We start from the raw sequence: 24,071 nt of genomic DNA on the forward strand, positions 1-24,071 counted from the left end.
CTCACATATAGTACAAGAACTTGTGATTGTTCTTTTTATAGATCCAGCCGCCGATCAGGACCATCACAACGGCATAGAACAGGCACAGCAAATGGTATGGCAGCGACGGGATGTCTCCGTCCAAAACGATGATGCGGAAGTACTTGATGTAACAGTATACCGGATTGCAGAGCAGTGCGGTCTGCACCCAGCCCGGGAAACGGTCCACCGTGTAGAAGATGGCTGAGCAGTAGTTCAGCAGGAGTGTAAAGACATCGTACAGGTAGTTGATGTCACGGAAAAAGACAAACAATGCCGACAGCACCAGACCCACACCGATGTTGAACACAATCAGGCAGGCGATGGGATACAGAAGCATGAGGAACCGCGGCGAAAACGCAATGCCGTCGATGGCGACGAAGAGGAAAAAGACGCAGAGCGTCAGGCCAAAATTGATCAGTGCTGAAACGTTTTTGGACAGCAGGAACATATATTTGGGCACGTTGATCTTGGAAATAATGCCGCGGTTATCCATCAGGGAGCGCATGCCGGTAGCGGTAGAGTCCTTGTAATAGCTGAATACCAGGTTGCCGCAGAACAGATAGATGGTGTAGTGCGGCTGATCGTGGGCAAAGAACTGGCCGAATACCAGCGACATTACCAGCAGCTGCAGCAAAGGAGAAAGCACACTCCAGCCCATGCCGAGCACGGTACGCTTGTACTTGATTTTGAAATCTCGGGAAACCAGTTCTTCAAACAAGAACTGATATCTTTTCATCAGTTTCAGCATAGCTCCTGCCTTTCAGTGATACACAAAAAATTATTGTTTTCGGTTCCATAGCCTATATTCTTCCGCAGATGCCACTTGTACATAATCTTCATCCAAAATATCTTGTATAACGGTTGTGCTACCATCTTTGGTCAAAATCCACTGCGCGTCGCCATTGGCGTATATGTCGTGGATGTTTTGTCTCACAGAATCACTAAATTGGGCATGCCAATCTTGTATTACGAAATACTTATAGCAAGGCATCAAATCCTCAATAAGATAAAGGTCTTTGAAGTCATTTCCTCCATAGGCTACAAAACTGCTTTTTTCGTTTTCTGGTATCATATCAATCAAAGGCTGGTATTCTCTAACCTCCGCCTTTTTGCTCTTCTGATAGATATCAAGCGCAACTGGAAAATATTGTAAAACAGAATTATAGCAGAAAATAGAAACCATACACACCGCGATAACTTTACTCAAGCTCAAATGCTCACTATTGTCAAGAAGCATTATCTCATTCAGCAACAACACAACCTGCGGTATTGTGATGGTTGCATACTGAACAAACGATTGTCCACTGCCGAACAAATACCCCTCCGACAAAAACCATAGTATATACAATACAGTCAAGGTATACTTTCTACGTCGGAAAGTAAGAGGAATAGAAAAAGCACATGCAAAAAAGGCCCCATATTCTTTAAAAAATGATACCACTTTATCGCTCGTTGCGCTTCGCAGCCATGAACTCATTGCAGCAGAATACTCTATATTAAAACCAATTGCCGCATACAGGAAATCGAAAGCTGCACCATGAACTGCAAAGTAGATCAAGAACGGCAGAAACAAGACAAAAAAACCGGCCAAAAATCCCGCTATGTTTTGCAGCAGATTCTGAAACTGTTTATGCAAAATCAATAATACAGTGATTTCAAGCACCCCCAAACATATGGGCAGCACATTGGTCAATCTGGTCAAAAATCCCACAGCAAACGTCAATCCATAAAAGAAAGCGATCCAAGGATTATGGGTTATTTGTTTTTTTGAGCCGGACGAATATTGAGATAAAAATTCAACTTGAAAATATACACTTACGGTAATGAACGGTAAACAGTATTCCTCCACAGAGTTACCGTTACAATAACTTGCTTTTAATACAATCAAACTAACCACAATTGCTATAATACCATATTGCGGCGATTTTTTCCCGCTAAGCATAGCAATCTTATAAAGGAAAATGCATGTGGCAAAAATAAATACTATTTGAAAAATCATAATGCCGGATTTACTGCCAAAAAAGAGAAATCCTAGCATATCAATAAAGAAAATGATTGGTCCTTTGTGGTCAAACATTTCTTTGTAGGGGATCTTACCCTCCGCCCATGCTTTTCCTATAGTAAGAAACTGTGCAGCATCCCCACCATAAGAGGAGCCATAGTAATTCGGGTAAAAAATAGACGTACTGTACGAAAACAACATTACAAATGCAGCAGATATAAGAAAGATCAAAAGAAGAACCTTATTTTTATGTAACCATATAGTCTGTGGGTTATCCATTATTTTCTCCTTTATCAGAAGCTTTGCGCTCTTCTATACTTTCACCACATCATTAATAGGACTTAACCTTCCTCCATCCCCAGATACTTCTTCCAGAACTCCAGGCTCTGCAGCTCACCATGGCGCTGGCGATAGCTTTCCCGGGCCGCATCAAACTTGGTATCAATTTCCCGCATGCAGGCCTTCATCTCGCGTACGCAGCGGCGGTATTCGGTCGGGTCACGATCGGTCACAAAAGCCGTCTGATTGTTGGGATTGTAGTTCAAAACTTTCTGGACACGGTATGCATTGTAGGCCGTCATATACATGGCTGACACCACTGTGTTCCCACGAGTGGACGGCAGACTGTGTCCGTTGTGCGTCAAACGCATCAAAACCTTCTTTTTGGTGCTTGGTTTTTCTTCCTTTGTTGCATACAGATACCGGGACAGATCAAAGGGGACTTCGGCATTGGTCTGCTCAATGGGCACAGACCTGTACCCTGCCGCCATGATCTCCTGATGTAAAGCCTCGGCATCGGTATTTTCCAGCCAGTCGATTCCTTTGAGGAAATCCCGCACACCGCGGATCAGAAGATCGGCATTTTTGTAGCGGTAACGATTGATTTCTCCCAACACCTGGTCGTGAAGATCGGCCTTTAACGCTTCCTTGCCATATCCTGGGCAGTGCAGCGCATTGTCGATGCACTGGTTACGCAAAATATAATAGTAGGTGCTGGAAGAATATTTGCTTTCAAAAGGCTCATGCCAGACGCAGATACCGTTGAGTGTCATCAGTTGACGGCAGTTGCGCAGTCCATACTCCACATCATCCCCCCGGATGAACAGAGGTAGCGGCAAATTATCCGGCCGGATCACCGTTATTGGAATACAGCAATACCACCAGGCATTGTACTCGTGATATTCCAGCAACTCATTAGCAGCGCAGGATACCAGCGTCCGCAAATCAAAATTAGTCTTATGAGAAATCAGATGCCCAGCATTCCAGCAGGCGCCGCTCTCTACCTGGTGCCAGGGCCGGTCAAGGCGTAGCATAGCACCGCCCACAAAGGCATCCGCATACTTTTCTTTGCGCAGGCACAAAAGCAGATAGGTGCGGTACAGCACATCCATACCAAATACAATGTCATCGTCCATGATCAGTACATGAGTGATGTTGCTGCCCTGATCATTGGCTTTCATAATCTCGATCATGCCACGGGTAAAGCCGCCCGCTCCCCCCACATTGCGATTGGGTACAATATGCACAATATCATTGTTGAGGGCATTTGCATCCAGTGTCCGCCCATTGTCCGAAATGAAAACTTCCAAGTGGCCGTGCAGCGGTGACGAGACATCCTCAACCACTTCTTTGCGAATACGCTCGAGGTTATTTTGAATAAAAGTTTCTCTCCGAAAAGTGCAGATGTTAATACCAATTTTGGTATAGCGGAACAGATTTTCCGGAATATCAGTAATATAAGCTCCGCCGAAACAGGTGCCTTCCCCCAAAGACAGAATCGAAAAGGTCAGCAATCCTCTTGTCCCCGCCGGATATGGCAACTCAATGGTGTTTTTTTCTGCAAAATTCACCTCTCTATCCAGCAGGACATCCTCTGTGATTTTATCGTTAATCAGATTTTCCGAGAGAAGAGAAATCCGAAAGTGCCCCTTCAGTTCAAGCCGCAGCACAATATCAGTCACAACGGTGTATTCACGCCATTTATCTGCACTGAAGCAATTAAAATAGGTAGAGAAATCGGCCGTGCCCCCATGATGAAACTCAATCTGGTCACCATTTTGAAACGAATCTTTAAGTCTAAAATACAGGGGTTTCTGTGTACATACGCCGATTGTCGGCCATAAAAGCTTTTGCAATATCAGATTCATATTTGCCTCCGGTGTTTGGTTTTGACTTTGGCGTAGATATTCAACAGTCCATACAGACAATATCTGCTATTTCGCAACATTTTTGTATTTTTGTTATACATTTTGGCGGAAATTTGCGGATGCTTCTTTCGCAAAGAACGGTCATAGGCTTCCAGGCGCTCCCGCACTTTCTTATCCGGCGCAAAGCGAAGCAATAACTCGATTCCATACTGTGCAATGTCCCGGGCACGGCCACGCAGTATTTCTCCCTTGTTGCCGCCAGGCAGCAAATCCGCCGCATCCAAAATCTGCTCCGTTACCTTGACGTAATCCTCAAAGTGCTTCTGGTAGCTCTCGATGCTGACGCTCTGCCCGTCCCTTCCCAACCGGTAATGGTACAGGTCCACCGGGCAGAAGGAAATCGTCTGCACCGCTGCCATGCTCAGAAACGTATACGCCATATCCGTATAGCTGCAGTGCGGCAACAGCTGTATTTTGGCCGCCCGCAGCATTTGCGTACGGCAGTTCAGGGCGTGTATCTCCATATTCAACACCGGCTGTTCCAGTGTATCATATGTATAGACGTAGCCTTCTTTGTGGCCTTCACAGACAGAAAACACGTCCTGAATCTGATTGTTGCGCACCGTACAATAATTTGTGAAAACGGCATCGGTGCTGCAGGTTTCCAGATACCGCAGCAGTTTGGTCAATGCATCGGGGTCAAACCAGTCATCGCTGTCCAACGTACGGAAATAGGTCCCTTGCGCCTGGGCAAGAGCTGTCATCTGCACACTGCCGTATCCGCCATTGGGCTGGCGGATCACACGGAAAATCTCCGGCCAGCGCGCGGCATACTCCTCCGCCACATGGGCAGTGTCATCGGTGGAGCCGTCGTCCACTACGATCACTTCCAGCCGTTCCGCCCCCGACACCAGGCAGGAATCCAGTGCCTTGGGCAAAGTGGCTTTTGCATTGTAGGCAGCGATCGAAACCGTCAGCACTTTGTCCCGTCTGTTTCCGTTTTTGATTTGCGGTATCATCTCAGATGTCACCCCTGCGTTGTTGTAACCCGTGCGCATCCGCAAATCTCGACGCGCCGTTGCGGTAAAATACACATCTCTCCATAGTATGCAAGAAATTCTATCACAAATAATGTACCATTGCAATGACAAATATTCTCGGAAATGCTCGCTTTTTGCAGATCCGTATTTCGGACTTTGGCAAGCCGTTTGAGCATAAAAAACGGCACACCCCACATGAAGCAGGATGTGCCGGCAAGGCACAAAAAACAATCTTCAAAAGGTTGCGCCATCAGAGCGGCAACAGCGCACCGCTCACTGCTTGAGCAGCCGCTTGAGAGGGACCGTCACCGCGGTGCCGACAATGCAGCAGATGACGGCTTCCAGCACGCCCTGCACGCCCACCGACAGAATGACGTAAATAAACGGATTGGCCGCCCCCAGCTCCGCCACTTTTTCCTGGACCGCGGGCATATCGTAGAAGAACGCCACCAAAGCTCCCATGAACAGCACAGTGTTGAGCAGCGGAGCGCTCAGTGCGCCGATGAAGGCACAGGTCTTGTCCCGGGCGGGCATCAGTTTGCCGACGCCGCGGTAGATCAGTCCGCACAGCAGACCGCACAGCACCCGGGCGCCCACGCACATGACAACGCACAGGGCCGGGCTGTACTGGAAGGCAAAAAAGGTCAGGCCGCCGGCGCCGCTGATGGCATTTGCCAGACTGGTAAGGCCGAAGATCAGACCCAGCCAGGCACCAGCCAGGGGTCCGCACAGCATGGCGCCGATGGCCACCGGGATGGTGAGCAGACTCATGGTCAGGGGCCCCACCCGGATATAGCCCAGAAAGGTGTTTGCCATCAGCAGCACCAGCGCTGTCAAAAGCGCCAGCTGTGTCAGGTAACGGACGTTCTTGCTTGTTTTCATATTCAGTTTCCTCCTGCTGCCGTCTCTTCTTCGGAGTACAGCGCATATTCGCGGTTTTTCCGCGTTACTTAGTATATCGCGCCCCGCGGGAGTTTTCAAGGGAAAGAAGGCTGCCGGAACCTTCCCGGTCAAAAACGTCGTTTTGAACAAAAAAACAGAAAATTGAAAAAAGTTTTTCAAAACCCGCTACCCAAAAATTGGACTGCGTGTTATAATAGTGATAATTCGGGTTTTATTCGTTCCATCCGGCCGTTTCCGGAAGAGAACGACACAATAAGGAGGAACCGTCATGGATCATGTTTTGCTGCTGCCCGCCGGTGGTCTGACGATTTTCGACGCCTCTCTGGTGTCGACGAGCCTTGTGCTTGTGTTCGGACTTCTGATTCTTCTGTGCCTGATCATCACGCTGGAAGGCAAGATCTTCGACTCGATCAACGCCAAAAAGCGCGCCCAGGCCAAGGACGCCCTGCATGTGGGCGACAAACCCGCCCCGGCAGTTGTCTCCGCCCCGGCACAGGCTGCTCCGGCTCCTGCTCCGGCGCCCGCTGTGGAGGGCGGTATCTCCGGTGAGATCGTGGCTGCCATCTCGGCCGCTGTGTATTACACCGAGGGCGCAAACGTGACGGTGCGCGGTATCCGCCGTCTGCCGCAGCCCGGTGCATCCCGCCGGGGTGTCTGGGGCGATGCGGGTGTCCTGCAGAACACCCGCCCCTTTATCTAATGGACAGCTCAGGGAAGGAAGGATGACAAAATGGGCGCAATTATAACCAACCTGCAGCAGATCTTTGCCAACTCCGGTTACGCACAGATCTTATTTGCAGAAGGCGGCTACCGCTACGCGATCATGCTTGCGATCGCCTGTGTACTGATTTATCTGGCAATCGTTCACCAGTTTGAACCTCTTCTGCTGTTGCCCATCGGCTTCGGCATGCTGATGGCCAACCTGCCGCTGGACGGCATCATCCACATGGAGATCTTTATCAACGAGACCCAGCACATCAACTGGGAACTTCTGGGTACGTCCGGCGGTTTGGCCGACTATCTGTACTTAGGCGTCAAGCTAGGCATCTATCCCCCGCTGATCTTCCTGGGCATCGGCACCATGACCGACTTTGAGCCGCTGATCGCCCGTCCCTCCAGCCTGCTGCTGGGCGCTGCCGCTCAGCTGGGCATCTTCGTCGCCTACGCCGGCGCCCGTCTGCTGGGCTTCACCCCGCCGGAAGCTGCTTCCATCGGCATCATCGGCGGCGCCGACGGCCCCACCGCCATTCTGACCACCTCCATCCTGGCTCCTGCTCTGCTGGGCTCCATCGCCGTGGCGGCCTACTGCTACATGGCTCTGGTCCCTGTCATTCAGCCCCCCATCATGCGGCTGCTGACCACTGAGAAGGAACGCCAGATCATCATGGAGGCCCCCCGCAAGGTCAGCCACACCGAGAAGGTCCTCTTCCCCATCATCGTTACCATTCTGGTCAGCCTGCTGCTGCCCGATGCCGCCATCCTGGTCGGCTGCCTGATGATGGGCAACCTGATGAAAGAATGCGGCGTTGTGGAGCGTATCACCAAGACCGCCGGCAACGAGCTGATGAACATCATCACCATCTTCCTGGGCTTCTCCGTCGGCTGCACCACCAACGCCGAGACCTTCCTGAACATGCGCACCGTCATGGTCATCTTCCTGGGCGTCTTCGCCTTCGCCTTCGGCACCGCCGGCGGCGTTCTGCTGGGCAAGGTCATGTGCCTGGTCACCCACGGCAAGATCAACCCCCTCATCGGCTCCGCCGGTGTTTCCGCCGTTCCCATGGCCGCCCGTGTTTCTCAGAAGGTTGGCCAGGAGTACAACCCCCGCAACTATCTGCTGATGCACGCCATGGGCCCCAACGTGGCCGGCGTTATCGGCAGCGCTGTGGCGGCCGGTATCCTCATCAACATGTGCCGCGGTATGTGATCTCCTTTTTCGCAGCCGCTTTCCGGACAGCCGGGCCTTCGGGTCCGGCTGTCTTGCTGTGTGCCTCCCTTTTTGCTGCAATTGGCTGAAATTTTCTGCCAGGACTTGACCCGGAGTTCTTTCCCGCACATAATAGGAATATGTGAAATTTTCCGGCAGGTTCCGCCCGCCGGTCCCCATCTGCCAACAGGAGGTTTTTGTATGGATCATCGCGATGCGCCCCGCGCACAGCGTTCTTCGTCCGGTTCCCCCGCCAGCCGTCCCTCCGGTCAGGGCTCCCGCCCCGTTCCGTCGGACAGCGCCAAGGCCCGCGCCCGTGCCCGCCGCAAGGCCCGCCAGCGCCGCGCCCGCAACCGCATGCTGGTCTGTCTGTGTGCCCTTGTGCTCTGTGTGGTGGGTGCACTGGGCATCGCCTACGGTCTGCCCAGCGGTACTCCCGCCACGGTCGATCCCTCCTCCGACAGCAGCGCAGTACAGGCCGGGGCCGGAGCCTCGGATGTGACTGAGGCCACCCCCACCCCGGAGCCCACCCCCGATCCGGCGGAGGAGCGCATTGCCCAGGTCACCGAGCGCAACATTGCCAACGCCACCAAGGATGCCCCGGAAGTCAAAGACCCGGATACCTGGCAGCAGAACGCCGTCGCCCTGCTGGAAGGTTTGCAGGCCGACCCTGAGTACAGCGATCTGGACCTGACCGTGCGGGAGGACTTTCCCTATCTCATCGCCGTCAACCGGGCCGCCTCGGTGGTAACGGTCTATGCCGCCGACGGCGATGGCGACGATGCCCGCTACACCAGGCCCTATATGGCCATGATCTGCAGCGGCGGCCCCGACACCCCCACCGGTGTGTTCGAGACGCCCGTCAGCTATTCCTGGCGGCTGCTGTCCGGCCCCTGCTATGGTCAGTACGCCACCCGCATCTGGGACGCCTACCTCTTCCACAGCGTCCCCTACTACACCCAGCACAAGGACGACCTGGAATACGTGGAGTACAACAAGCTGGGCACCCAGGCTTCTCTGGGCTGCATCCGTCTGATGGTGGTGGATGTGAAGTGGATCTATGACAACTGCCCCATCGGCACCACGGTGGTCATCTACGACGATGAGAACGATCCCGGTCCCATGGGCCGCCCGGGCACCATCTACACCGACCCCGACGACGAGAGCATGCGCGGCTGGGACCCCACCGATCCCGATCCGGAGAACCCCTGGGATGATGCCTATCTCACCGGCACCACCATCCGCAGCGAGGAAGCCTGGGCTGAGTGGGATGCCGCTCAGGACGATGCCCGCTGGAGCTACAGCCTCACCGAGCCCGATCTGCAGGGCTGGAGCACCGACTACAAGACCGAGGGAACCCGCGGTTAAGCCTCCGCGGCAGCTTTGTCCGTTCCCCTGCGATTATCAAAACAGCAAAAAATCCTCCCGGAGAAATATCTCCGGGAGGTTTTTTCTTTGATCTGATAAGATATCCGAGGGAGCGGAAGGCCGGCTTTCCTGCTCCGGCTTCTGTGGCTAAACCGCCGAGCTCCTGCATATACTAGGGTCAGCGGCGGGTCACTGGCCGTCCTGGCCGTCCTGGCCGTCCTGGGATTCCGGGGAATCCTCAGACGCCTGGGACTCCGCCCCGTCATCGGAAGTTTCCGCCTCCTCGGCCGAGGCTTCCTCTGCTTTGGCCAGCTCCTCGGCGGTGGGGCCGGGGTAGGTGGCGATGGTCACCTTCTCAATGGTGATGGTGTCCTCCTCGGTGGGGCGGAAGGTATCGTTGCCTTCCTCATCCAGCACCGTGTCTACACAGGCCATCCGGTCCACCACATCCATGCCCTCGTACACCTGGCCGAACACCGTGTCGGTGTTGTCGAGATAAGGCAGTCCCCCCGCCGCCCCGTAGGCTGCGATCTGGGACTCGGAGTAGCCGTTCTGGCTCAGCTGGGACTGCATTTCCTCATCCACACTGTCGGGCAGGGCCGTCACAAAATAGAACTGGCTCTCCCCGCTGTTGGGGTCCCCCTTGGTGGTGGCGGCGCACAGGGCTCCCGCGTAATGCCGCAGGGAGGAATCCGCCTCCAGCGGGATGGGATTGTCCGAGTAGATGGTGCTGCCGCCGGTGCCGGTACCGGTGGCGTCGCCTCCCTGCACTGCAAAGCCGTACTCGCTGCGCCAGATGACGGTATCGTCATAGTAGCCGCTGCGGGCCAGGCCCACAAAGTTGTACACTGCCATGGGCGCGGCGTCGGGGTAGAGCGCCACCCGCACCTCCCCCAGGGAAGTGGTGAAAATGGCGATGAGGTCCCCGTCCGAAGGGGCGGTGAACTGGCGCTCGGAACTTTCCACTTCCTCCCGTTTGGGTACCGGATACCGGCTGCTCTCACAGGCTGCAAGAGGAAGGGCGATCAGCAGTGCTGCGCACAGGGCGCAGAGATTTCGTTTTGCGATGGGTGCCAACGGCGGCCCTCCTTTCCGCCCCGCAGGGCGAAGCCCGAGGCTGCGGCCCGGGCGAAAATATCTATAATATTATACCACAGGACGGGGGAAATAGATAGCGCTTGACGGCAGTACAAAAAACAAGTAAACTAGTAGCATAGTAACGGGGCTGCGCCCCGTGGAACGGAGATTTAACATTATGTCTGACGAGCTTACCCCCGAAATGATGGAAGAGACTGCGCCCGATCTTCTGACCCTGGAGGACGAGGACGGGCAGGAATGCACCTTTGAAGTCGTGGACGCCACTGAGGTTAAGGGCACCCGCTATCTGGCGGTGGTCCCCTATGTGGAGGACCCGGCAAACCTCAACGATGATGCTGAGCTCATCATCATGCGCGTGGGCACCGACGACGAAGGTGAATATATGGATATCGTGGATGACGACGAGGAACTGCTGGAAGTGGGCCATGTCTTTGAGGAACGCCTGCGTGCCATGTTCGACATCGACGATTCCGAGCTGGAATCCTGAGTTAATAGCCCCTGCACGGTTCGATTTGTTGCAGCTTTATATAATCCTACTAATCAAATTCAGGGAGCCTGGCGTCGGCCGCCGGATTGCAGACCTCCCGCCGCTGGCGGAGGAAGGGAGCGTGAAAGCGTCCGCAGGGCACCCACCTGCCAAACGGTAGGTTTTGATTGGCTGCAGACGGCCGCGCGGGGGTTGTTTTGTATCTCACAGGCAGGGCGCGCAGATTGTGCAGCTCTGCCTTTTTTGTTGTCCGGCTTTGCGGCGCCGGACACATACGGAACAGAAAACCCGTCCGTCCCCTTTTCCTCACCCCGGGGCGGACAAGGAGGAGGGAAATTTCCATGGGCAAACGGATTGCCCCCGGGGACAAAATCCCCTTTTTTCAGTATGACACCCCATACAGCGCACAGAACAGTTTCCGCGCCCTGCTGGAGCAGAACGCCCCCCTGGTGCTGGTGTTCATGAGCAATTTCGGTCATCCGGTCACCCGCACCTTTGTGTCCCGGTACTCCCATTCCCGGTACAAGCTGACAGGGGGCGGGTTCGCCATGGTGGTGCGCTCCTACCCTGAAAAGCTGGCCGAGAACATCGGTCCCCGCAGCCTGCCCTATCCCCTGCTCTGCGATGCGGAGGGTGTTTTGTACGATCTGCTGGACATTCCTTCCAAAACGGGCTTCTGGCGGACCTGCTCTCTGGAAGGCTGGCGCATCCTGAAAAAGGCCCGCCGCCGGGGCTATGTCATGCCTGCCCACCAGCCCCAGCAGATGCCCCTGACCCTGATTCTGGATGCCGACGGCACCGTGCTGTTCAGCCACTACGGCTCCAGCCTCACCGATGTGCCCGAGGACTGCGGCGCCATGCAGAATCTGCTGGCCGAGCTGGACCTGCTGCCCGAGGAGCCGGAGGAGGAAACCGACGACTTTGCCTCCGACGACTACGAGGAAGAGGGCTACGACGAGGAGGAAGCCTACGACGAGGGCGAAGAGGAGGACTACGACCCCGACGCCGACGACTTTGCCCATGTGCCCGATGACAGCGATGTACGGGAATACAACTCTCCCAAGCTGTCCCACACGGTACTTCTGGGCCTGCTGGACGACCCTTACGAGGACGACTGAACTTTTTCCCTGTATTACCCTGTATGTTCCCGGCCTTCCGGTGGCTGTACCCGGAAGGCCGGGTTTTGTTTTTGGCCGCATTCTGCCGTGAGGGAAGGGTTTTGCCGCCCCTCTACTTGCTGTTTGGGGGCCGACAGGGTATAATGGACTGTGTATACCTGTCCGCACCGTTTGCCGGTGCGGGAGAAGTGCAAAAACTCCGGCCGACCGGGCGCTGCCGCCCGCCGACGCCGTTTTGGGAGGGCAATCTCATGTCTGAATTTATCCCGCTTTCCGTTCCGAATTTCGGTGAGGGCGAGGCCGAAGCCGCCCGCGCCGCCGTGCTGTCCGGCTGGGTCTCCACCAGCGGAGCCCGCGTCGGCGAATTTGAACAGGCCATCGCCGACTACGTGGGCATGCCCCGGGCCGTGGCCACCAACGCGGGCAGCTCGGCGCTGCACATGGCCGCCCTGGCCGCCGGCATCCACGCCGGTGACGAGGTCATCGTCCCCACCCTGACCTTCATTGCCGCCGTCAATCCCCTGACCCGCTACATCGGCGCCGAGCCGGTGTTCATCGGCTGCGACGACTCGCTGTGCATCGACCCCGACGGGGTGGAGGACTTCTGCGCCAACCACTGCACCATGCACGACGGCAAGCTCTACAACAACAAGACCGGCGCCCATGTGGCGGCCCTGGGAGTGGTACATGTCTTCGGCAACATGGCCGACATGCCCCGCCTGATGGACATTGCCAAACGCTACGGCCTCATCCTCATCGAGGACGCCACCGAGGCCCTGGGCACCCATTACATTTCCGGCCCTCTGGCGGGCAAGTTTGCCGGCACCATGGGCGACGCGGGCTGCTACAGCTTCAACGGCAACAAGATCATCACCACCGGCGCCGGCGGCATGATGGTCTCCAACCATCCCGACTGGGCCGAGCACGCCAAGCATCTGTCCACCCAGGCCAAAGCCGACCTGCTGCAGTTTGTCCACGACGAGGTGGGCTACAACTACCGCATGACCAACGTCCAGGCAACCCTGGGTCTGGTCCAGCTGGAGCGCCTGGAAGGCTTCATCGAGAACAAAAAGGCCCGGTATGAGCAGTACGTGGCCGGGCTGGACGGCAAAAAGGGCCTGCGCATCCTGCCCTTCCGGGACGAAGCCCAGGGCGTGCGCCCCAACCGCTGGTTCTTCAGCCTCTATCTGGGTGAGAGCGACCTCGACCGGGATGCCGTTATCGGGAAACTGCAGGCTCAGAACATCCAGACCCGCCCGGTGTGGGCCCTCATTCACGAGCAGGCCGATTACCCCAGAAACGAAGCCTACCATCTGGACAAGGCCCTGGATTATCGCAAGTACATCGTCAACCTGCCCTGCTCCACCGACCTGTCCGAGGAGGATTGCGCCCGCGTCATCGACGCGGTGCTGGCGCTGTAAGGCGTCCATTCCGGGTATCTCACCCCACTGATAAGGAGGTCGACCCGCCTTGCTCAAGGTAGAGGAACTGTTCATCGACGAAAATGCCACCGTGCTGGACAGCATGAAAAAGCTGGACGAGACCGGTCAGCGCATTCTCTTCATCGCGCCGGGGGGCAAGCTGCAGGCTGTCCTCACCGACGGCGACCTGCGCAAATTCCTGCTTCGCGGCGGCACGCTGACTGCCCCTGTCTCCCAGGCGGCAAACTACCATCCCAAAAGCCTGACCGTTTCCGAGCGCGGCCGTGCCCGGAAGATGCTTAAGGACTGCGGCATCGACGCAGTGCCCATTCTGGATCTGAAGGGCAGCATCACCGACATCGTCTTTGCCCACGGGCTGGACATCGACAACCGCAAGCAGGCTCCCATTCCGGTGGTCATCATGGCGGGCGGGCTGGGTACCCGGCTCTACCCCTACACCAAGATTCTGCCCAAGCCCCTCATCCCGGTGGGAGAGCATCCCATCGCCGAGCTCATCATCGACCGGTTCCGGGATTTCGGCTGCCGTCAGTTCACCATGATCGTCAACTACAAAAAGAACATGATCAAGTCCTATTTCGGCGATCTGGAGACCGACTACACCGTGGACTTTGCCGACGAGGAAGTCTTTATGGGTACCGGCGGCGGGCTCTGCCTGCTCAAAGGCCGGATGAATTCCACCTTCTTCTTCACCAACTGCGACGTGCTGCTGGACGCTGACTTCGGCGACATCTACGCCTACCACAAGCGGCAGGACAACCTCATCACCATGGTCTGCGCCTTCAAGCACTACACCGTGCCCTACGGCGTGGTGGAGCTGGGCCCCGACGGAGGCATCGCCGCCATGAAGGAAAAGCCGGAACTCAACTTCCTCACCAACACCGGCGTCTACGTGGTGGAGCCCCGTGTGGTGGAGGAGATGAACGACGGCGAGAAGATCGGCTTCCCCGATGTGATCGAGCGCTACCGCGCCGCCGGGGAAAAGGTGGGGGTCTACCCCATCAGCGAGAGCTCCTGGATGGACATGGGCCAGATGGAGGAGCTGGAAAAAATGCGCCGCAAGCTGGAAGAACAGACCTGAGGCGTTCCACTGGAATTTTGTAAGGAGGCTGCACATGCCCGTCACCATCATTGCCGAAGCCGGAGTCAACCACAACGGCGACCTGGAAATGGCCAAGAAAATGGCCCTGACCGCCAAGGAGTGCGGGGCCGATATCGTCAAGTATCAGACCGCCGTGCCCGAGCTGGTGGTCAGCCGCTTTGCCGAGAAGGCGGAGTATCAGAAGCAGACCACCGACGCCGCCGAAAGCCAGCTGGAGATGATCCGCAAGCTGCACTTTTCCTTTGAGGGCCACCGGGAACTGAAGGAATACTGCGACGAGATCGGCATTCAGTACCTTTCCGCGCCCTTCGACATTCCCAGCGTGCGGTTTCTGGGCACACTGGGGCTGCCCCTCATCAAGATTCCGTCCGGGGAGATCACCAATCTGCCCTATCTGGAGGAGGTCGCCAAGCTCAAGACCCCGGTGCTGCTTTCCACCGGCATGAGCACCCTCAACGAGATCACCGACGCCCTGGGCATTCTGGACGACAACGGCTGCCCTGAGGCCACCGTGCTCCACTGCAACACCCAGTACCCCACCCCCTACGCGGACGCCAACCTCTCGGCCATGCTGGAGCTGTTCGACCAGTTCGGCCTGCCGGTGGGCCTGTCCGACCACACCCCGGGCTGGGAGTGCGACGTGGCCGCCACCGTGCTGGGCGCCACCGTCATTGAGAAGCACTTCACGCTGGACAAGTCCCTGCCCGGCCCCGACCAGAAGGCCAGCCTGGACCCCGCCGAGTTCAAGGCCATGGTGGACGCGGTGCGCCATGTGGAGGCTGCCCTGGGGGACGGCCGCAAGCATGTGACTGCCAGCGAGGCCCCCAACAAGCCGGTGGCCCGCAAGAGCATTGTGGCGGCCAGGGCCATCCGTGCGGGGGAAGTGTTCACCACCGACAACCTGACCACCAAGCGTCCCGGCGACGGCATCAGCCCCATGCGCTGGTACGAAGTCCTGGGCCAGACCGCCAAGCGGGACTTTGCCGAGGACGAAAAGATCGAGCTGTAATCAGACTGTCGCGCGCGGAATGGGGCCTTGCCCTGTTCCCGCGCATTTTGCAGGTTTTCCGGAGGTTTTTCTATGTCTACGGTCGCCGTTGTCACCGCCACACGGGCGGAATACGGACTTTTGCGCCCCGTCATCGGGCGGCTGGCTGCCGGGCAGGAGCCCGGGCTGCGCCTGGTGGTGACCGGGGCGCACCTCTCTGCCCGGCTGGGCGCCACCGTGAGCGAGATCGAGGCCGACGGCTTTCCCATCGACGCCCGGCTGCCCATCTTCTCCGACGATCCGGCCGAGCCGGTGGCCCGCACCATCGCCCGCACCATGACGGTGTTTGACGACTACTTTGCTGCCCGCCGCCCTGATGCAGTGCTACTTTTGGGGGACCGGTTTGAAATTTTTGCCGTAGCCGCCGCCGCGGCGGCCCGGCACATTCCCATCGCCCACATTTCCGGCGGGGACGTGACCCTGGGCGCGGCGGACGAATACTACCGCCACTGTATCAGTAAGATGGCCGCTTTGCATTTTCCCTCCTGCGCCGACAGCGCCGCCCGCCTGGTCCGCATGGGGGAGGAGCCTGGCCGTGTCTTCTGCGTGGGCGGCCTGGGGGACCAGAATATCCGCACTCTGCCCAAAATGACCCGGCAGGAATTGTGCAGTTCCACCGGATTCGACCTGATGCAGCCCTTTGCCCTGGTGACCTTCCACCCCGAGACGGGTGCAAACGCTCCCGACCCTGCCGTCCAGTCGGCGGCCCTCTGTCAGGCCATGGAGGCGGTGAAAGGCGTGTTCTGGCTCATCACCGGCTCCAACGCCGACGCCGGGGGCGAGATCTGCTCCGCCGCCATGCGTTCCTTTGCCGCCGCCCACCCCGACCGGGCGGGCTTTGTCCAGAGCCTGGGGCTCAAACGCTATCTTTCCGCCATGGAGTACGCCTCCCTGGTGGCGGGCAATTCCAGCTCCGGCGTGGTGGAGACCCCCTCCTTCAGAGTGCCTGCCGTCAACATCGGCAGCCGGCAGGCGGGGCGCATTCTCTGCACCAACGTGATCTCCTGCGGCGGGGATGCCGGGGAGATTGAGGCCGCCCTGCGCCGGGCCCTCTCCCCGGAATTTGCCGCTTTGGCCAAGACCGCCCGCAGCCCCTACAACGGCGGGGACACGGCGGGCAAAATCGTCCGGGTGCTGGCCGCCCGCATGGGCACCCCGGCCATGACCGGGGCCAAGACCTTCTACGCCGGGCCGGTGCCCGCTTTTGACCCGCTGGCTGAGCCGGCGCTGTGATTTTCCTTTTGTGAGGGGTTCTTATGGCTGTTCCCATGCTGGAAGAAAAAACCGTCACCTCCCCCCGGGGCACCGCCCACTACTGGGTGAGTATGCCCGCTGCGGCCGCCGGCCCTGCCCTGGTATTTCTGCCGGGGCTGACCGCCGACCACCGGCTGTTTGAGGGGCAGATTGCCCACTTTGCGGGGCGGTATCCCCTGCTGGTCTGGGATGCCCCCGGCCACGGCAAATCCCGCCCTTACGCCGATTTTACCTATGAAAACCACGCCCGGGAACTGGAGACCATTCTGGACGCCGAGGGCCTTTCCCGGGTGGTGCTGGTAGGGCAGAGTGCCGGGGGCTTTACCGCGCAGCTGCTCATCGCCCGCCGCCCCGACCTGGCCGCCGGGCTGTTCACCATCGGTTCCTGCCCCTGCGACCCGGCCTATTACAGCGCTTCCGACCGGTTCTGGCTGAATCAGACCGAATGGATGCTGCGGGCCTTCCCCGACAAAATCCTGCGCCGGGCCATGGCCCACGCCTGCGGCGTCACCGAAGCCGCCCGGCAAAGAATGCTGAACATGCTGGTGCCTTATGATAAAAAGGAACTCTGCCGCCTGATGGCCCTGGGCTTTGCAGGCTTTGTGCCGGAAATGCGGGCGGTGGACATTTCCTGCCCGGTCTGGCTCACCGTGGGGGAGCAGGACAAAACCGGCAAGGTCCGCCAATACAACGAAGCCTGGTCCAAGCGGACAGGCTATCCCCTGCACATCATTCCCGGCGCGGCTCACAATGCCAACGATGACCGGCCGGAACTCATCAACAACCTGCTGGAACGGTTTTTGCCGCAACTCTGACCCCGGCCCGCCGGGGAGAAAGGACCCTGTCATGAAACTTCTCATTGTGGGTCTGGGCAGCATGGGCAAGCGCCGCGCGCGCCTGGCCCGGGGCCTGGACAAGGACATCCGCATTGCGGGCGTGGATACCGCCGAAGCCCGCCGGGACGAGGCCGTCAATCTGGGGCTGGCCGACGCCGCCTATCCCTCCATCCCCGAGGCTGTGGAGGCCTTTGCCCCCGACGCCGCCCTGGTCTGCACCGCGCCTCTGTCCCATGCGTCGGTCATCGGGGAGCTGCTGGACGCGGGGCTTCCTGTCTTTACCGAGTTGAACCTCGTCTCTGACGGCTATGCCGAGAACCTGGCCAAGGCAAAGGACCGGGGTCTTGTCCTGTTTTTGTCCTCCACCATGCTCTACCGACGGGAGATCCAGTACATTAAGGCACAGACTGCCGCCTTCGGCAAGCCGGTGCACTACATCTACCACATCGGTCAGTATCTGCCCGACTGGCATCCCTGGGAGAATTACAAGAACTTCTTTGTGGGCAACGCCCGCACTGGCGGCGTGCGGGAGATCCTGGGCATCGACCTGCCCTGGCTGCTGGACACCTTCGGCCCGGTGGAGGGTCTGACTATCCAGTGCGACAGCATCAGCGGCCTGGGTCTGCCCTACCCCGACTGCGCCACCCTGCTGCTGCGCCATGCCTCCGGCGCCCAGGGCCTGCTGGCTGCCGACGTGGTCAGCCCCAAAGCGGTGCGCAACTTTGAATGCTTCGGCGACGGGCTGCACCTCTTCTGGGAGGGCAACCCCAAGGCCCTCTACCGCTTTGCCGACGGCGACAAGCAGTTCGTGGACACCTACGGCGACTTCACCCACGACCCGCGGTACAGCGACAACATTGTGGAAAACGCCTATGTGGACGAGCTGGCCAACTTCTTCGCCGTGCTCAAGGGGGAGGAAGCCCCCCGTTGGAGCTTTGAGAAGGACCTGGCCGCCATTGATATCATGGATAAGGTCCAGGCCGCCGGTCAGGCGTGACCTGAGCTTATCGTCATTTATCCGGGAGGGGATCATCCCATGCAAACGCTCTCCGCGCTCTTCATCGGCCTTGGGTCCATCGGGACCCGGCATCTGAAAAACCTGCACGCCATCTGCGCCAGACGGGGCATCCGGCTGGAGGCCGACGCCCTGCGCAGCGACCTGTCCCGCCCTCTGCGCCCCGGCGTGGCCGAACTGCTCCGCGCCCAGTACACTGATGCGGCGGCCCTGGGGCAGTATGACCTGGCTTTCATCACCAACCCCACCAGCCTGCACGCCGACGCCCTCAGAGCCATCCGCGGCAAGGCAGGGGCACTGTTTATTGAAAAGCCCATCTTTTCCGCCGAGCAGACGGGGCTGGACCCCGCCGACCTGGTGCCCGCCGGGCAGAAGGCCTACGTGGCGGCTCCTATGCGCTGGTGCGGCGCCATGCTGGCCCTGAAGCAGCTGCTGCCCACCCTGCACCCCTACTGTGCCCGGGTGATCTGCTCCTCCTATCTGCCCGACTGGCGGCCGGGGGTGGACTACCGAACGGTGTACAGCGCTCACCGGGCGCTGGGAGGCGGGGTCACCATCGACCTCATCCACGAGTGGGATTATCTGGTGGACCTCTTCGGCACACCGGAGGAGGTGCACAACTTCAAGGGCACCTACTCTGAATTAGAGCTGGACTCGGACGATCTGTCGGTGTACATTGCCCGGTGGCCCCGCATGCTGGGGGAGGTCCATCTGGATTACTTCGGCCGGGGATACCGCCGCAGCATCGAGCTGTTCTGTCCCGACGGCAGTGTGGTGGCGGATTTCGGCGCGGGCACTCTTACCCTGCCCGACGGCACGGTGCAGTCTTACGCCGAGGACGTGAACGAACGCTACCTGCGGGAGATGGATTATTTTGTGGACTACGCCCTCGGTGAGGAAACCGAGAGCCTGAACTCGCCTGCCACGGCCTGCCGTGTGCTCAAACTGACATTGGGGGAACTGGTATGAAGGAACGTCTTTTGATCTCTGTCTGCGGCCGCGCAGGCAGCAAGGGTTTTGCCAACAAGAACCTGAAAAACTTCTGCGGTCATCCGCTGGTCTACTACACCCTGAGCGCCGCTGAGCTGTTCGCCAAGGCCCACCCGGAGGTGGCGGTGGACATCGCCCTCAACACCGACTCCGACCTGCTGGCCGACCTGGTGGCAAAGGAATACCCCGAGGTTGTCTACCTGCCCCGGGGCGAGGAGCTGGGCGGGGACTCGGTGCCCAAAATGCGGGTGTTTCAGGACACCCTGGCCCGCATGGAGGAGCGCACCGGCGCCCCCTATGACTACCTCATGGACCTGGACATCACCAGCCCCCTGCGCACCGCCGCCGACGTGGAGAACGCCGTGGCCAAAAAGCGCAGCCGTCCCGACCTGGACCTGGTCTTCAGCGTCACCGAGGCACGGCGCAATCCCTGGTTCAACATGGTCAAGGATGCGGGGGACCACGTGGAGCAGGTCATCCACAGCCCCTTCACCGCCCGGCAGCAGGCCCCCGCCGTCTACGATGTCAACGCCTCCATCTATGTGTTCCAGCGGGACTTTCTGGCCAGCAACACCGACGGTATGCTGTGGAGCGGCAAGATTGGCGTGTCGGTCATGATGGACACCGGCATCATCGACATTGATTCCGAGGCCGACTATCTGCTCATGGAGGCCATCGGCGCCCATCTCTACGCCCACAACCCCGCCTTTGCCGCCGTGCGCGACAACATCCGCGGATGACTGCCCGCTCTGAGGAAGCCCTCCGCCGTCGGACGCTGCAGCTCAGTCTGCTGGCCGGGCTGGGGGTGCTGCTGGCTCTCTATCTGGCGGGCGGCTGGCGGCCTTACGTCAATGCTCCTTCTGGCTTTCATTACGGCATCAACAGCCCCCTGGACGCCCTGACATTGCTTCTGCCTCCCGGCTGGCGGGTGCTGACCCAGCAGGGGCTTTTGATCCTGCGGGCCACGGCGGCCGGGGGCGTCATGTGCTGGTATCTTATGCGGCACTTTGACCGGGCCGACTGTCTGTTTGCTCCCATGTGCGCCGGGTATTCCGCCGCCGTCTACACCGGCTGCATCATCAATCTGGTCTGGGTGGACGCCGCCACCCTGCTGCCCCTCATGCTGGACGCCGCCGACCGTTCCCTGCGCACCGGGCGGGTCCGCCGCCTCTTTGTGCTGACCTTTTTCTGCGTGGCGGTCAACTGCTACACTGCCTGGCCGCTGTGTGTCTACTGCCTGTTCTACATGATCTGGCAGTTTCTCCGCCGTCCGGGACCCATGGACTGGCCGGGATTCTTCCGGGCCATGGGCAGCGGCGTCAAGGCCATGCTGCCCGGCATGGCAGTGGCTTTCCTGCTGGTTTTGCCTGTGGTTCTGTCCCAGTACCAGAGCGACGCCTTCCACCTGGCTGCCTCGGGGGAGGAGTTCGGCTTTTCCCCCATGGAGCTCATCTACTGCCTGTTTTTCGGGCGGTATTCCTCGGCCTGCGCGGCGGCAGGCATGCCCTATCTCTATATCGGCAGCATTGTCATGATGCTGGCGCTGCTCTATTTCATGAGCAACAGAGACTCCACCCGTGCCAAGTTTGCCAGCGCCTTTCTGTTGGTGGGGGTCCTGGCCAGCTACCTCTTCAACCTGCCCGGCCTGACCTGGCAGAACGGCGATGATCTGGCTGTTTTTCCCTTCCGGTACGGCTTTCTGCTCAGCGCCATGCTGCTGATCCTGGCCGCCGATACCGTGGTACAGGACCCGCCTCCCGTCTCGTCTCTGGCTGCCGCCATGTTCGTGCTGGCCATCTACCTGCTGGGCTACCGCGGCACGGTGGGCCACGCCGCCCGACTGTGGCGGCTGGGCATCGGGGGCGGGCTGTATCTGGCCTGCTGCCCTCTTCTGCGCATGCGGGCCCTGGATCGGTACCGGAAAGCCGCGGGCATTCTGCTGGCTGTGCTCATCCTGGCCGACACCATCGCCAGCAGCTGCATCACTTTGTATGGAGCATTTTTATGGATATGAACACTCCCGAAACCCAGCGCCGGGCCATGCGTCTGGTCATGGATGCGGGCAAGCTGCTTTTGGAAAACGGCGGCGAGGTCTTCCGCGTCCAGCAGACCATGCAGTTCATGGCCGAAAGCCTGAATATTGAAGGCTTCAACACCTACGTGGTGACCAACGGCATCTTTGCCTCCGCCAACGCCTGCAATGAGGTACGGCACATTCCGTCGGTGTCCATCCATCTGGCCCGGGTGGAGGCTGTCAACGAGCTGTCCCGGGAGCTGGCCGCCGGCGCTATCGATCTGGAAGGCGCCGAGGCACGGCTGGACAAGATCCGCTCCCTCCCGGCATGTCGCCCGGCCATGCTCATCGGAGCCGCGGCCGCGGGCAGCGCCTGCTTCGGTTATCTGTTCGGCGGCGGTCTGCCCGAGACGCTGGCCGCGCTGGCCGCCGGTGCCGTGGAGAGCATTCTGGTCCAGCTCTGCCGCCGGTGGCACATCAGCCGCATCTTTTCCGATATCATATCTGCGGCTGCCGGAACCGCTGTGGCTCTGCTCTGCCGGGTGCTGTGGCCTGCTCTTGATGTCAGCACCGCGGCCATCGGCGCCCTGATGGTGCTGACCCCCGGTGTCTCCCTGGCCATGGGCATCCGGGACATCATCAACGCCGACTATCTTTCCGGCGCCATCCGCCTGCTGGACGCGGTGCTGGTGGCAGGATGCCTGGCCGGCGGCGTGGTGCTGACCTACACCGCCGCGCTGGCGATCTGGGGGGTGGCCATATGAGAAATCCGCTGTTTCAGTTTGTCATGGCAGCCTTTGCCACCATCTTTTTTGGGGTGACCTTCCATGTGCCCCGCCGCCACTACATCGCCTGCGGCATTGTGGGCGCGGTGGGCTGGGTGACCTATCTGGCCTGCCACGATGTGGCCGGGTTCTCCCCCGCTACCGCCACTCTGGTGGCCGTGCTGCCGCTGACTGTCCTGTGCCGGGTATTTGCCGTCCGGTTTCGCGCCCCGGTAACGCTGTATCTGCTGTGCGGCATCTTTCCTCTGGTGCCCGGCGCCGGCATTTACTACACTGCCTATTACTTCCTGCAGGATCAGGGCACCCTTTGTGCCGAACGGGGCTTCGAGACCCTGAAAATCGCTCTGGCCATTGCCTTCGGCATTGCGCTGGTGTCCGCCATTCCCCTGCCCAGACACCGGGCCCTGCCTCCCCGCAAATAAATCCGCATAAAGCAAACCGCCCGCCTTCCCCTTTGCCGGGAAAGCGGGCGGTTATTTTGTATTAGGATTACTGCTCCGGCGGAATGACGAAGGCAATGCCTGCCGCCGAAGGTCCAATGTGGGTGCCGATGACCGAGCCGATCTGGCTCATGTGGCCGCCCTCCAGCTTGAGGTTGTTGCGGACATAATGCTGGATGGGGCCCAGCACCTGCTTGTCGCTGGAATAGACCATGACGAAGTCGTAGCGGGTATCAATACCGCCCATCTTGTCCATCTGCTTGAAGAGGGCAACGTAGGCGCCGGGACGGCCGCGGGCTTTGTCGGCCAGATGGACCGCGCCGTCATACACCGACAGCACCGGTTTGATGCCCAGTGCTCCGCCCACCAGCGCCACAGCGGCGGGCAGACGTCCGCCCTTGTGCAGGTGCTTGAGGCTGTCCACCACGGCCAGAATGCGGATGCGCTTTTTCAAAAGGTCCAGAGCCGCGGCGATCTCAGCAGCGCTGACTCCCTCGTCCCGCAGGCGCACGGCTTCCTGAATGAGAATATACTCGCCGGGGGAGGCTGTGTCCGAGTCCACAAAGTAGACATCGTTGAACTCGCAGTCCTCGGCGGCCAGCTTAGCGCACTGGAAGGTGCCCGACAGCTTGGAAGAGATCAGAATGGCGACCACCTCATCCCCGGCCGCCTTAGCCTCCTCAAACACCTGAATGAAGGACTCGGGAGAAGGCTGGCTGGTGCGGGGCAGCTTGTCCGCCTGCTGCAGACGGTCGTAGAAATCCGCGCGGGTCATATCGATGCCGTCGCGGATGGTTTCGCCGTCCTCAAACAGAACGTTAAGGGGAACAATGTGAAGCCCCGGGATGGCGGCAGCCTCCTTTGCGGTCAGGTCGGCGGCGGAATCAGTCAGGATACGGATCATGGCAGACACCTCTTATCTCTGTACGGCACGGCAGCTCCGCACCGGTCCGGGTGGTTACGGGCGACCCATATAGGTCAATTATTTTATATATTTTACCACATTTTCCGGAAATGTCAAAAATCGGACAGCTGTA

At 59.0% G+C, this 24,071-nt stretch carries 23 protein-coding genes and 1 other RNA gene; 17 read left to right on the top strand and 7 right to left on the bottom strand.

Annotation, left to right across the window (positions count from 1 at the left end):
• Nucleotide 1: 1 nt before the first annotated feature.
• From INF35_RS11550 to INF35_RS11570, 5 genes are all read right to left on the bottom strand, one after another.
• Complete coding sequence (locus INF35_RS11550) at nucleotides 2–757, bottom strand: ABC transporter permease (RefSeq protein ID WP_235983211.1); 756 nt, start codon at nucleotides 755–757, stop codon at nucleotides 2–4.
• Nucleotides 758–799: 42 nt separating this feature from the next.
• Complete coding sequence (locus INF35_RS11555; protein ID WP_193502590.1) at nucleotides 800–2,302, bottom strand: hypothetical protein; 1,503 nt, start codon at nucleotides 2,300–2,302, stop codon at nucleotides 800–802.
• 62 nt (nucleotides 2,303–2,364) lie between these two features.
• Nucleotides 2,365–4,170: a glycosyltransferase gene (locus INF35_RS11560; protein ID WP_193502592.1), complete on the bottom strand. Its 1,806-nt coding sequence runs from the start codon at nucleotides 4,168–4,170 to the stop codon at nucleotides 2,365–2,367.
• Nucleotides 4,167–5,315: a glycosyltransferase family 2 protein gene (locus tag INF35_RS11565; protein WP_193502594.1), complete on the bottom strand. Its 1,149-nt coding sequence runs from the start codon at nucleotides 5,313–5,315 to the stop codon at nucleotides 4,167–4,169. Before INF35_RS11565 ends, INF35_RS11560 begins: the two co-directional genes overlap by 4 nt.
• Before the next feature lie 168 nt (nucleotides 5,316–5,483).
• Nucleotides 5,484–6,092 (bottom strand): ECF transporter S component, encoded by a 609-nt coding sequence (locus INF35_RS11570; protein ID WP_193502596.1) that lies wholly within the window; start codon nucleotides 6,090–6,092, stop codon nucleotides 5,484–5,486.
• 289 nt (nucleotides 6,093–6,381) lie between these two features.
• Here INF35_RS11570 and INF35_RS11575 point away from each other — a divergent pair, with 289 nt between their 5' ends.
• The 3 genes from INF35_RS11575 to INF35_RS11585 all read left to right on the top strand — a co-directional run bounded on the left by INF35_RS11575 (nucleotide 6,382) and on the right by INF35_RS11585 (nucleotide 9,408).
• Nucleotides 6,382–6,813 carry an OadG family transporter subunit gene (locus INF35_RS11575; RefSeq protein WP_193502598.1) on the top strand — a complete coding sequence of 144 codons (432 nt, stop codon included), beginning with the start codon at nucleotides 6,382–6,384 and terminating at the stop codon, nucleotides 6,811–6,813.
• A gap of 30 nt (nucleotides 6,814–6,843) precedes the next feature.
• Entirely contained in the window at nucleotides 6,844–8,040 is a 1,197-nt protein-coding gene (locus INF35_RS11580; protein WP_193502600.1) for a sodium ion-translocating decarboxylase subunit beta, read from the top strand.
• 201 nt (nucleotides 8,041–8,241) lie between these two features.
• Entirely contained in the window at nucleotides 8,242–9,408 is a 1,167-nt protein-coding gene (locus INF35_RS11585; RefSeq protein ID WP_193502602.1) for a L,D-transpeptidase, read from the top strand.
• Nucleotides 9,409–9,597: 189 nt separating this feature from the next.
• Here INF35_RS11585 and INF35_RS11590 read toward each other — a convergent pair whose 3' ends face one another.
• Nucleotides 9,598–10,485 (bottom strand): peptidylprolyl isomerase, encoded by an 888-nt coding sequence (locus INF35_RS11590; RefSeq protein WP_193502603.1) that lies wholly within the window; start codon nucleotides 10,483–10,485, stop codon nucleotides 9,598–9,600.
• A 178-nt stretch (nucleotides 10,486–10,663) separates the two neighbouring features.
• On the opposite strand from INF35_RS11590, the gene INF35_RS11595 reads away from it, so the two are divergent.
• The 14 genes from INF35_RS11595 (at nucleotide 10,664) to INF35_RS11660 (ending at nucleotide 23,016) form a co-directional block, all read left to right on the top strand.
• Entirely contained in the window at nucleotides 10,664–10,993 is a 330-nt protein-coding gene (locus INF35_RS11595) for a DUF1292 domain-containing protein (RefSeq protein ID WP_193502605.1), read from the top strand.
• Between the two features lie 5 nt (nucleotides 10,994–10,998).
• Nucleotides 10,999–11,189: non-coding RNA, 6S RNA (gene ssrS, locus INF35_RS11600), on the top strand.
• 145 nt (nucleotides 11,190–11,334) lie between these two features.
• Nucleotides 11,335–12,111 carry a thioredoxin domain-containing protein gene (locus INF35_RS11605; RefSeq protein WP_193502607.1) on the top strand — a complete coding sequence of 259 codons (777 nt, stop codon included), beginning with the start codon at nucleotides 11,335–11,337 and terminating at the stop codon, nucleotides 12,109–12,111.
• A gap of 251 nt (nucleotides 12,112–12,362) precedes the next feature.
• Entirely contained in the window at nucleotides 12,363–13,532 is a 1,170-nt protein-coding gene (locus tag INF35_RS11610) for a LegC family aminotransferase (protein WP_193502609.1), read from the top strand.
• A 49-nt stretch (nucleotides 13,533–13,581) separates the two neighbouring features.
• Nucleotides 13,582–14,631, top strand: coding sequence for a nucleotidyltransferase family protein (locus INF35_RS11615; protein ID WP_235983212.1), 1,050 nt, complete (start codon nucleotides 13,582–13,584; stop codon nucleotides 14,629–14,631).
• A 34-nt stretch (nucleotides 14,632–14,665) separates the two neighbouring features.
• A complete protein-coding gene (gene neuB, locus INF35_RS11620; protein WP_193502611.1) occupies nucleotides 14,666–15,661 on the top strand; it encodes an N-acetylneuraminate synthase in 996 nt (331 codons plus the stop codon).
• Nucleotides 15,662–15,733: 72 nt separating this feature from the next.
• On the top strand, nucleotides 15,734–16,933 hold the full coding sequence (gene neuC / locus INF35_RS11625; protein ID WP_193502613.1) for a UDP-N-acetylglucosamine 2-epimerase: 1,200 nt from the start codon (nucleotides 15,734–15,736) through the stop codon (nucleotides 16,931–16,933).
• A gap of 23 nt (nucleotides 16,934–16,956) precedes the next feature.
• Nucleotides 16,957–17,769: an alpha/beta fold hydrolase gene (locus INF35_RS11630; RefSeq protein WP_235983213.1), complete on the top strand. Its 813-nt coding sequence runs from the start codon at nucleotides 16,957–16,959 to the stop codon at nucleotides 17,767–17,769.
• Between the two features lie 31 nt (nucleotides 17,770–17,800).
• A complete protein-coding gene (locus INF35_RS11635; protein ID WP_193502615.1) occupies nucleotides 17,801–18,787 on the top strand; it encodes a Gfo/Idh/MocA family protein in 987 nt (328 codons plus the stop codon).
• 39 nt (nucleotides 18,788–18,826) lie between these two features.
• Complete coding sequence (locus tag INF35_RS11640) at nucleotides 18,827–19,774, top strand: Gfo/Idh/MocA family protein (RefSeq protein WP_193502616.1); 948 nt, start codon at nucleotides 18,827–18,829, stop codon at nucleotides 19,772–19,774.
• Nucleotides 19,771–20,535 (top strand): acylneuraminate cytidylyltransferase family protein, encoded by a 765-nt coding sequence (locus INF35_RS11645; RefSeq protein ID WP_193502617.1) that lies wholly within the window; start codon nucleotides 19,771–19,773, stop codon nucleotides 20,533–20,535. The genes INF35_RS11640 and INF35_RS11645 overlap by 4 nt, the downstream gene beginning before the upstream one ends.
• Nucleotides 20,532–21,809 (top strand): YfhO family protein, encoded by a 1,278-nt coding sequence (locus tag INF35_RS11650; RefSeq protein ID WP_193502618.1) that lies wholly within the window; start codon nucleotides 20,532–20,534, stop codon nucleotides 21,807–21,809. The genes INF35_RS11645 and INF35_RS11650 overlap by 4 nt, the downstream gene beginning before the upstream one ends.
• The gene (locus INF35_RS11655) at nucleotides 21,800–22,573 is read left to right on the top strand and encodes a threonine/serine exporter family protein (RefSeq protein WP_193502619.1); all 774 of its coding nucleotides are present in this window, start codon (nucleotides 21,800–21,802) and stop codon (nucleotides 22,571–22,573) included. Before INF35_RS11650 ends, INF35_RS11655 begins: the two co-directional genes overlap by 10 nt.
• The gene (locus INF35_RS11660; protein WP_193502620.1) at nucleotides 22,570–23,016 is read left to right on the top strand and encodes a threonine/serine exporter family protein; all 447 of its coding nucleotides are present in this window, start codon (nucleotides 22,570–22,572) and stop codon (nucleotides 23,014–23,016) included. Before INF35_RS11655 ends, INF35_RS11660 begins: the two co-directional genes overlap by 4 nt.
• Before the next feature lie 67 nt (nucleotides 23,017–23,083).
• Here the strand turns inward: INF35_RS11660 and INF35_RS11665 are convergent, their stop codons facing one another.
• A complete protein-coding gene (locus tag INF35_RS11665) occupies nucleotides 23,084–23,938 on the bottom strand; it encodes a DegV family protein (RefSeq protein WP_193502621.1) in 855 nt (284 codons plus the stop codon).
• Nucleotides 23,939–24,071: the final 133 nt, after the last annotated feature.

The sequence above is a fragment of the Gemmiger gallinarum genome (assembly GCF_014982805.1).
GTDB lineage: Bacteria > Bacillota > Clostridia > Oscillospirales > Ruminococcaceae > Gemmiger > Gemmiger gallinarum.

What these genes read in the sequence shown, in the direction of transcription:
- INF35_RS11550 (WP_235983211.1), bottom strand. Translation starts at nt 757, where the DNA reads ATGAAAAGATATCAGTTCTTGTTTGAAGAACTGGTTTCCCGAGATTTC.
- INF35_RS11555 (WP_193502590.1), bottom strand. Translation starts at nt 2,302, where the DNA reads ATGGATAACCCACAGACTATATGGTTACATAAAAATAAGGTTCTTCTT.
- INF35_RS11560 (WP_193502592.1), bottom strand. Translation starts at nt 4,170, where the DNA reads ATGAATCTGATATTGCAAAAGCTTTTATGGCCGACAATCGGCGTATGT.
- INF35_RS11570 (WP_193502596.1), bottom strand. Translation starts at nt 6,092, where the DNA reads ATGAAAACAAGCAAGAACGTCCGTTACCTGACACAGCTGGCGCTTTTG.
- INF35_RS11575 (WP_193502598.1), top strand. Translation starts at nt 6,382, where the DNA reads ATGGATCATGTTTTGCTGCTGCCCGCCGGTGGTCTGACGATTTTCGAC.
- INF35_RS11580 (WP_193502600.1), top strand. Translation starts at nt 6,844, where the DNA reads ATGGGCGCAATTATAACCAACCTGCAGCAGATCTTTGCCAACTCCGGT.
- INF35_RS11585 (WP_193502602.1), top strand. Translation starts at nt 8,242, where the DNA reads ATGGATCATCGCGATGCGCCCCGCGCACAGCGTTCTTCGTCCGGTTCC.
- INF35_RS11595 (WP_193502605.1), top strand. Translation starts at nt 10,664, where the DNA reads ATGTCTGACGAGCTTACCCCCGAAATGATGGAAGAGACTGCGCCCGAT.
- INF35_RS11605 (WP_193502607.1), top strand. Translation starts at nt 11,335, where the DNA reads ATGGGCAAACGGATTGCCCCCGGGGACAAAATCCCCTTTTTTCAGTAT.
- INF35_RS11610 (WP_193502609.1), top strand. Translation starts at nt 12,363, where the DNA reads ATGTCTGAATTTATCCCGCTTTCCGTTCCGAATTTCGGTGAGGGCGAG.
- neuB (WP_193502611.1), top strand. Translation starts at nt 14,666, where the DNA reads ATGCCCGTCACCATCATTGCCGAAGCCGGAGTCAACCACAACGGCGAC.
- neuC (WP_193502613.1), top strand. Translation starts at nt 15,734, where the DNA reads ATGTCTACGGTCGCCGTTGTCACCGCCACACGGGCGGAATACGGACTT.
- INF35_RS11630 (WP_235983213.1), top strand. Translation starts at nt 16,957, where the DNA reads ATGGCTGTTCCCATGCTGGAAGAAAAAACCGTCACCTCCCCCCGGGGC.
- INF35_RS11635 (WP_193502615.1), top strand. Translation starts at nt 17,801, where the DNA reads ATGAAACTTCTCATTGTGGGTCTGGGCAGCATGGGCAAGCGCCGCGCG.
- INF35_RS11640 (WP_193502616.1), top strand. Translation starts at nt 18,827, where the DNA reads ATGCAAACGCTCTCCGCGCTCTTCATCGGCCTTGGGTCCATCGGGACC.
- INF35_RS11645 (WP_193502617.1), top strand. Translation starts at nt 19,771, where the DNA reads ATGAAGGAACGTCTTTTGATCTCTGTCTGCGGCCGCGCAGGCAGCAAG.
- INF35_RS11650 (WP_193502618.1), top strand. Translation starts at nt 20,532, where the DNA reads ATGACTGCCCGCTCTGAGGAAGCCCTCCGCCGTCGGACGCTGCAGCTC.
- INF35_RS11655 (WP_193502619.1), top strand. Translation starts at nt 21,800, where the DNA reads ATGGATATGAACACTCCCGAAACCCAGCGCCGGGCCATGCGTCTGGTC.
- INF35_RS11660 (WP_193502620.1), top strand. Translation starts at nt 22,570, where the DNA reads ATGAGAAATCCGCTGTTTCAGTTTGTCATGGCAGCCTTTGCCACCATC.
- INF35_RS11665 (WP_193502621.1), bottom strand. Translation starts at nt 23,938, where the DNA reads ATGATCCGTATCCTGACTGATTCCGCCGCCGACCTGACCGCAAAGGAG.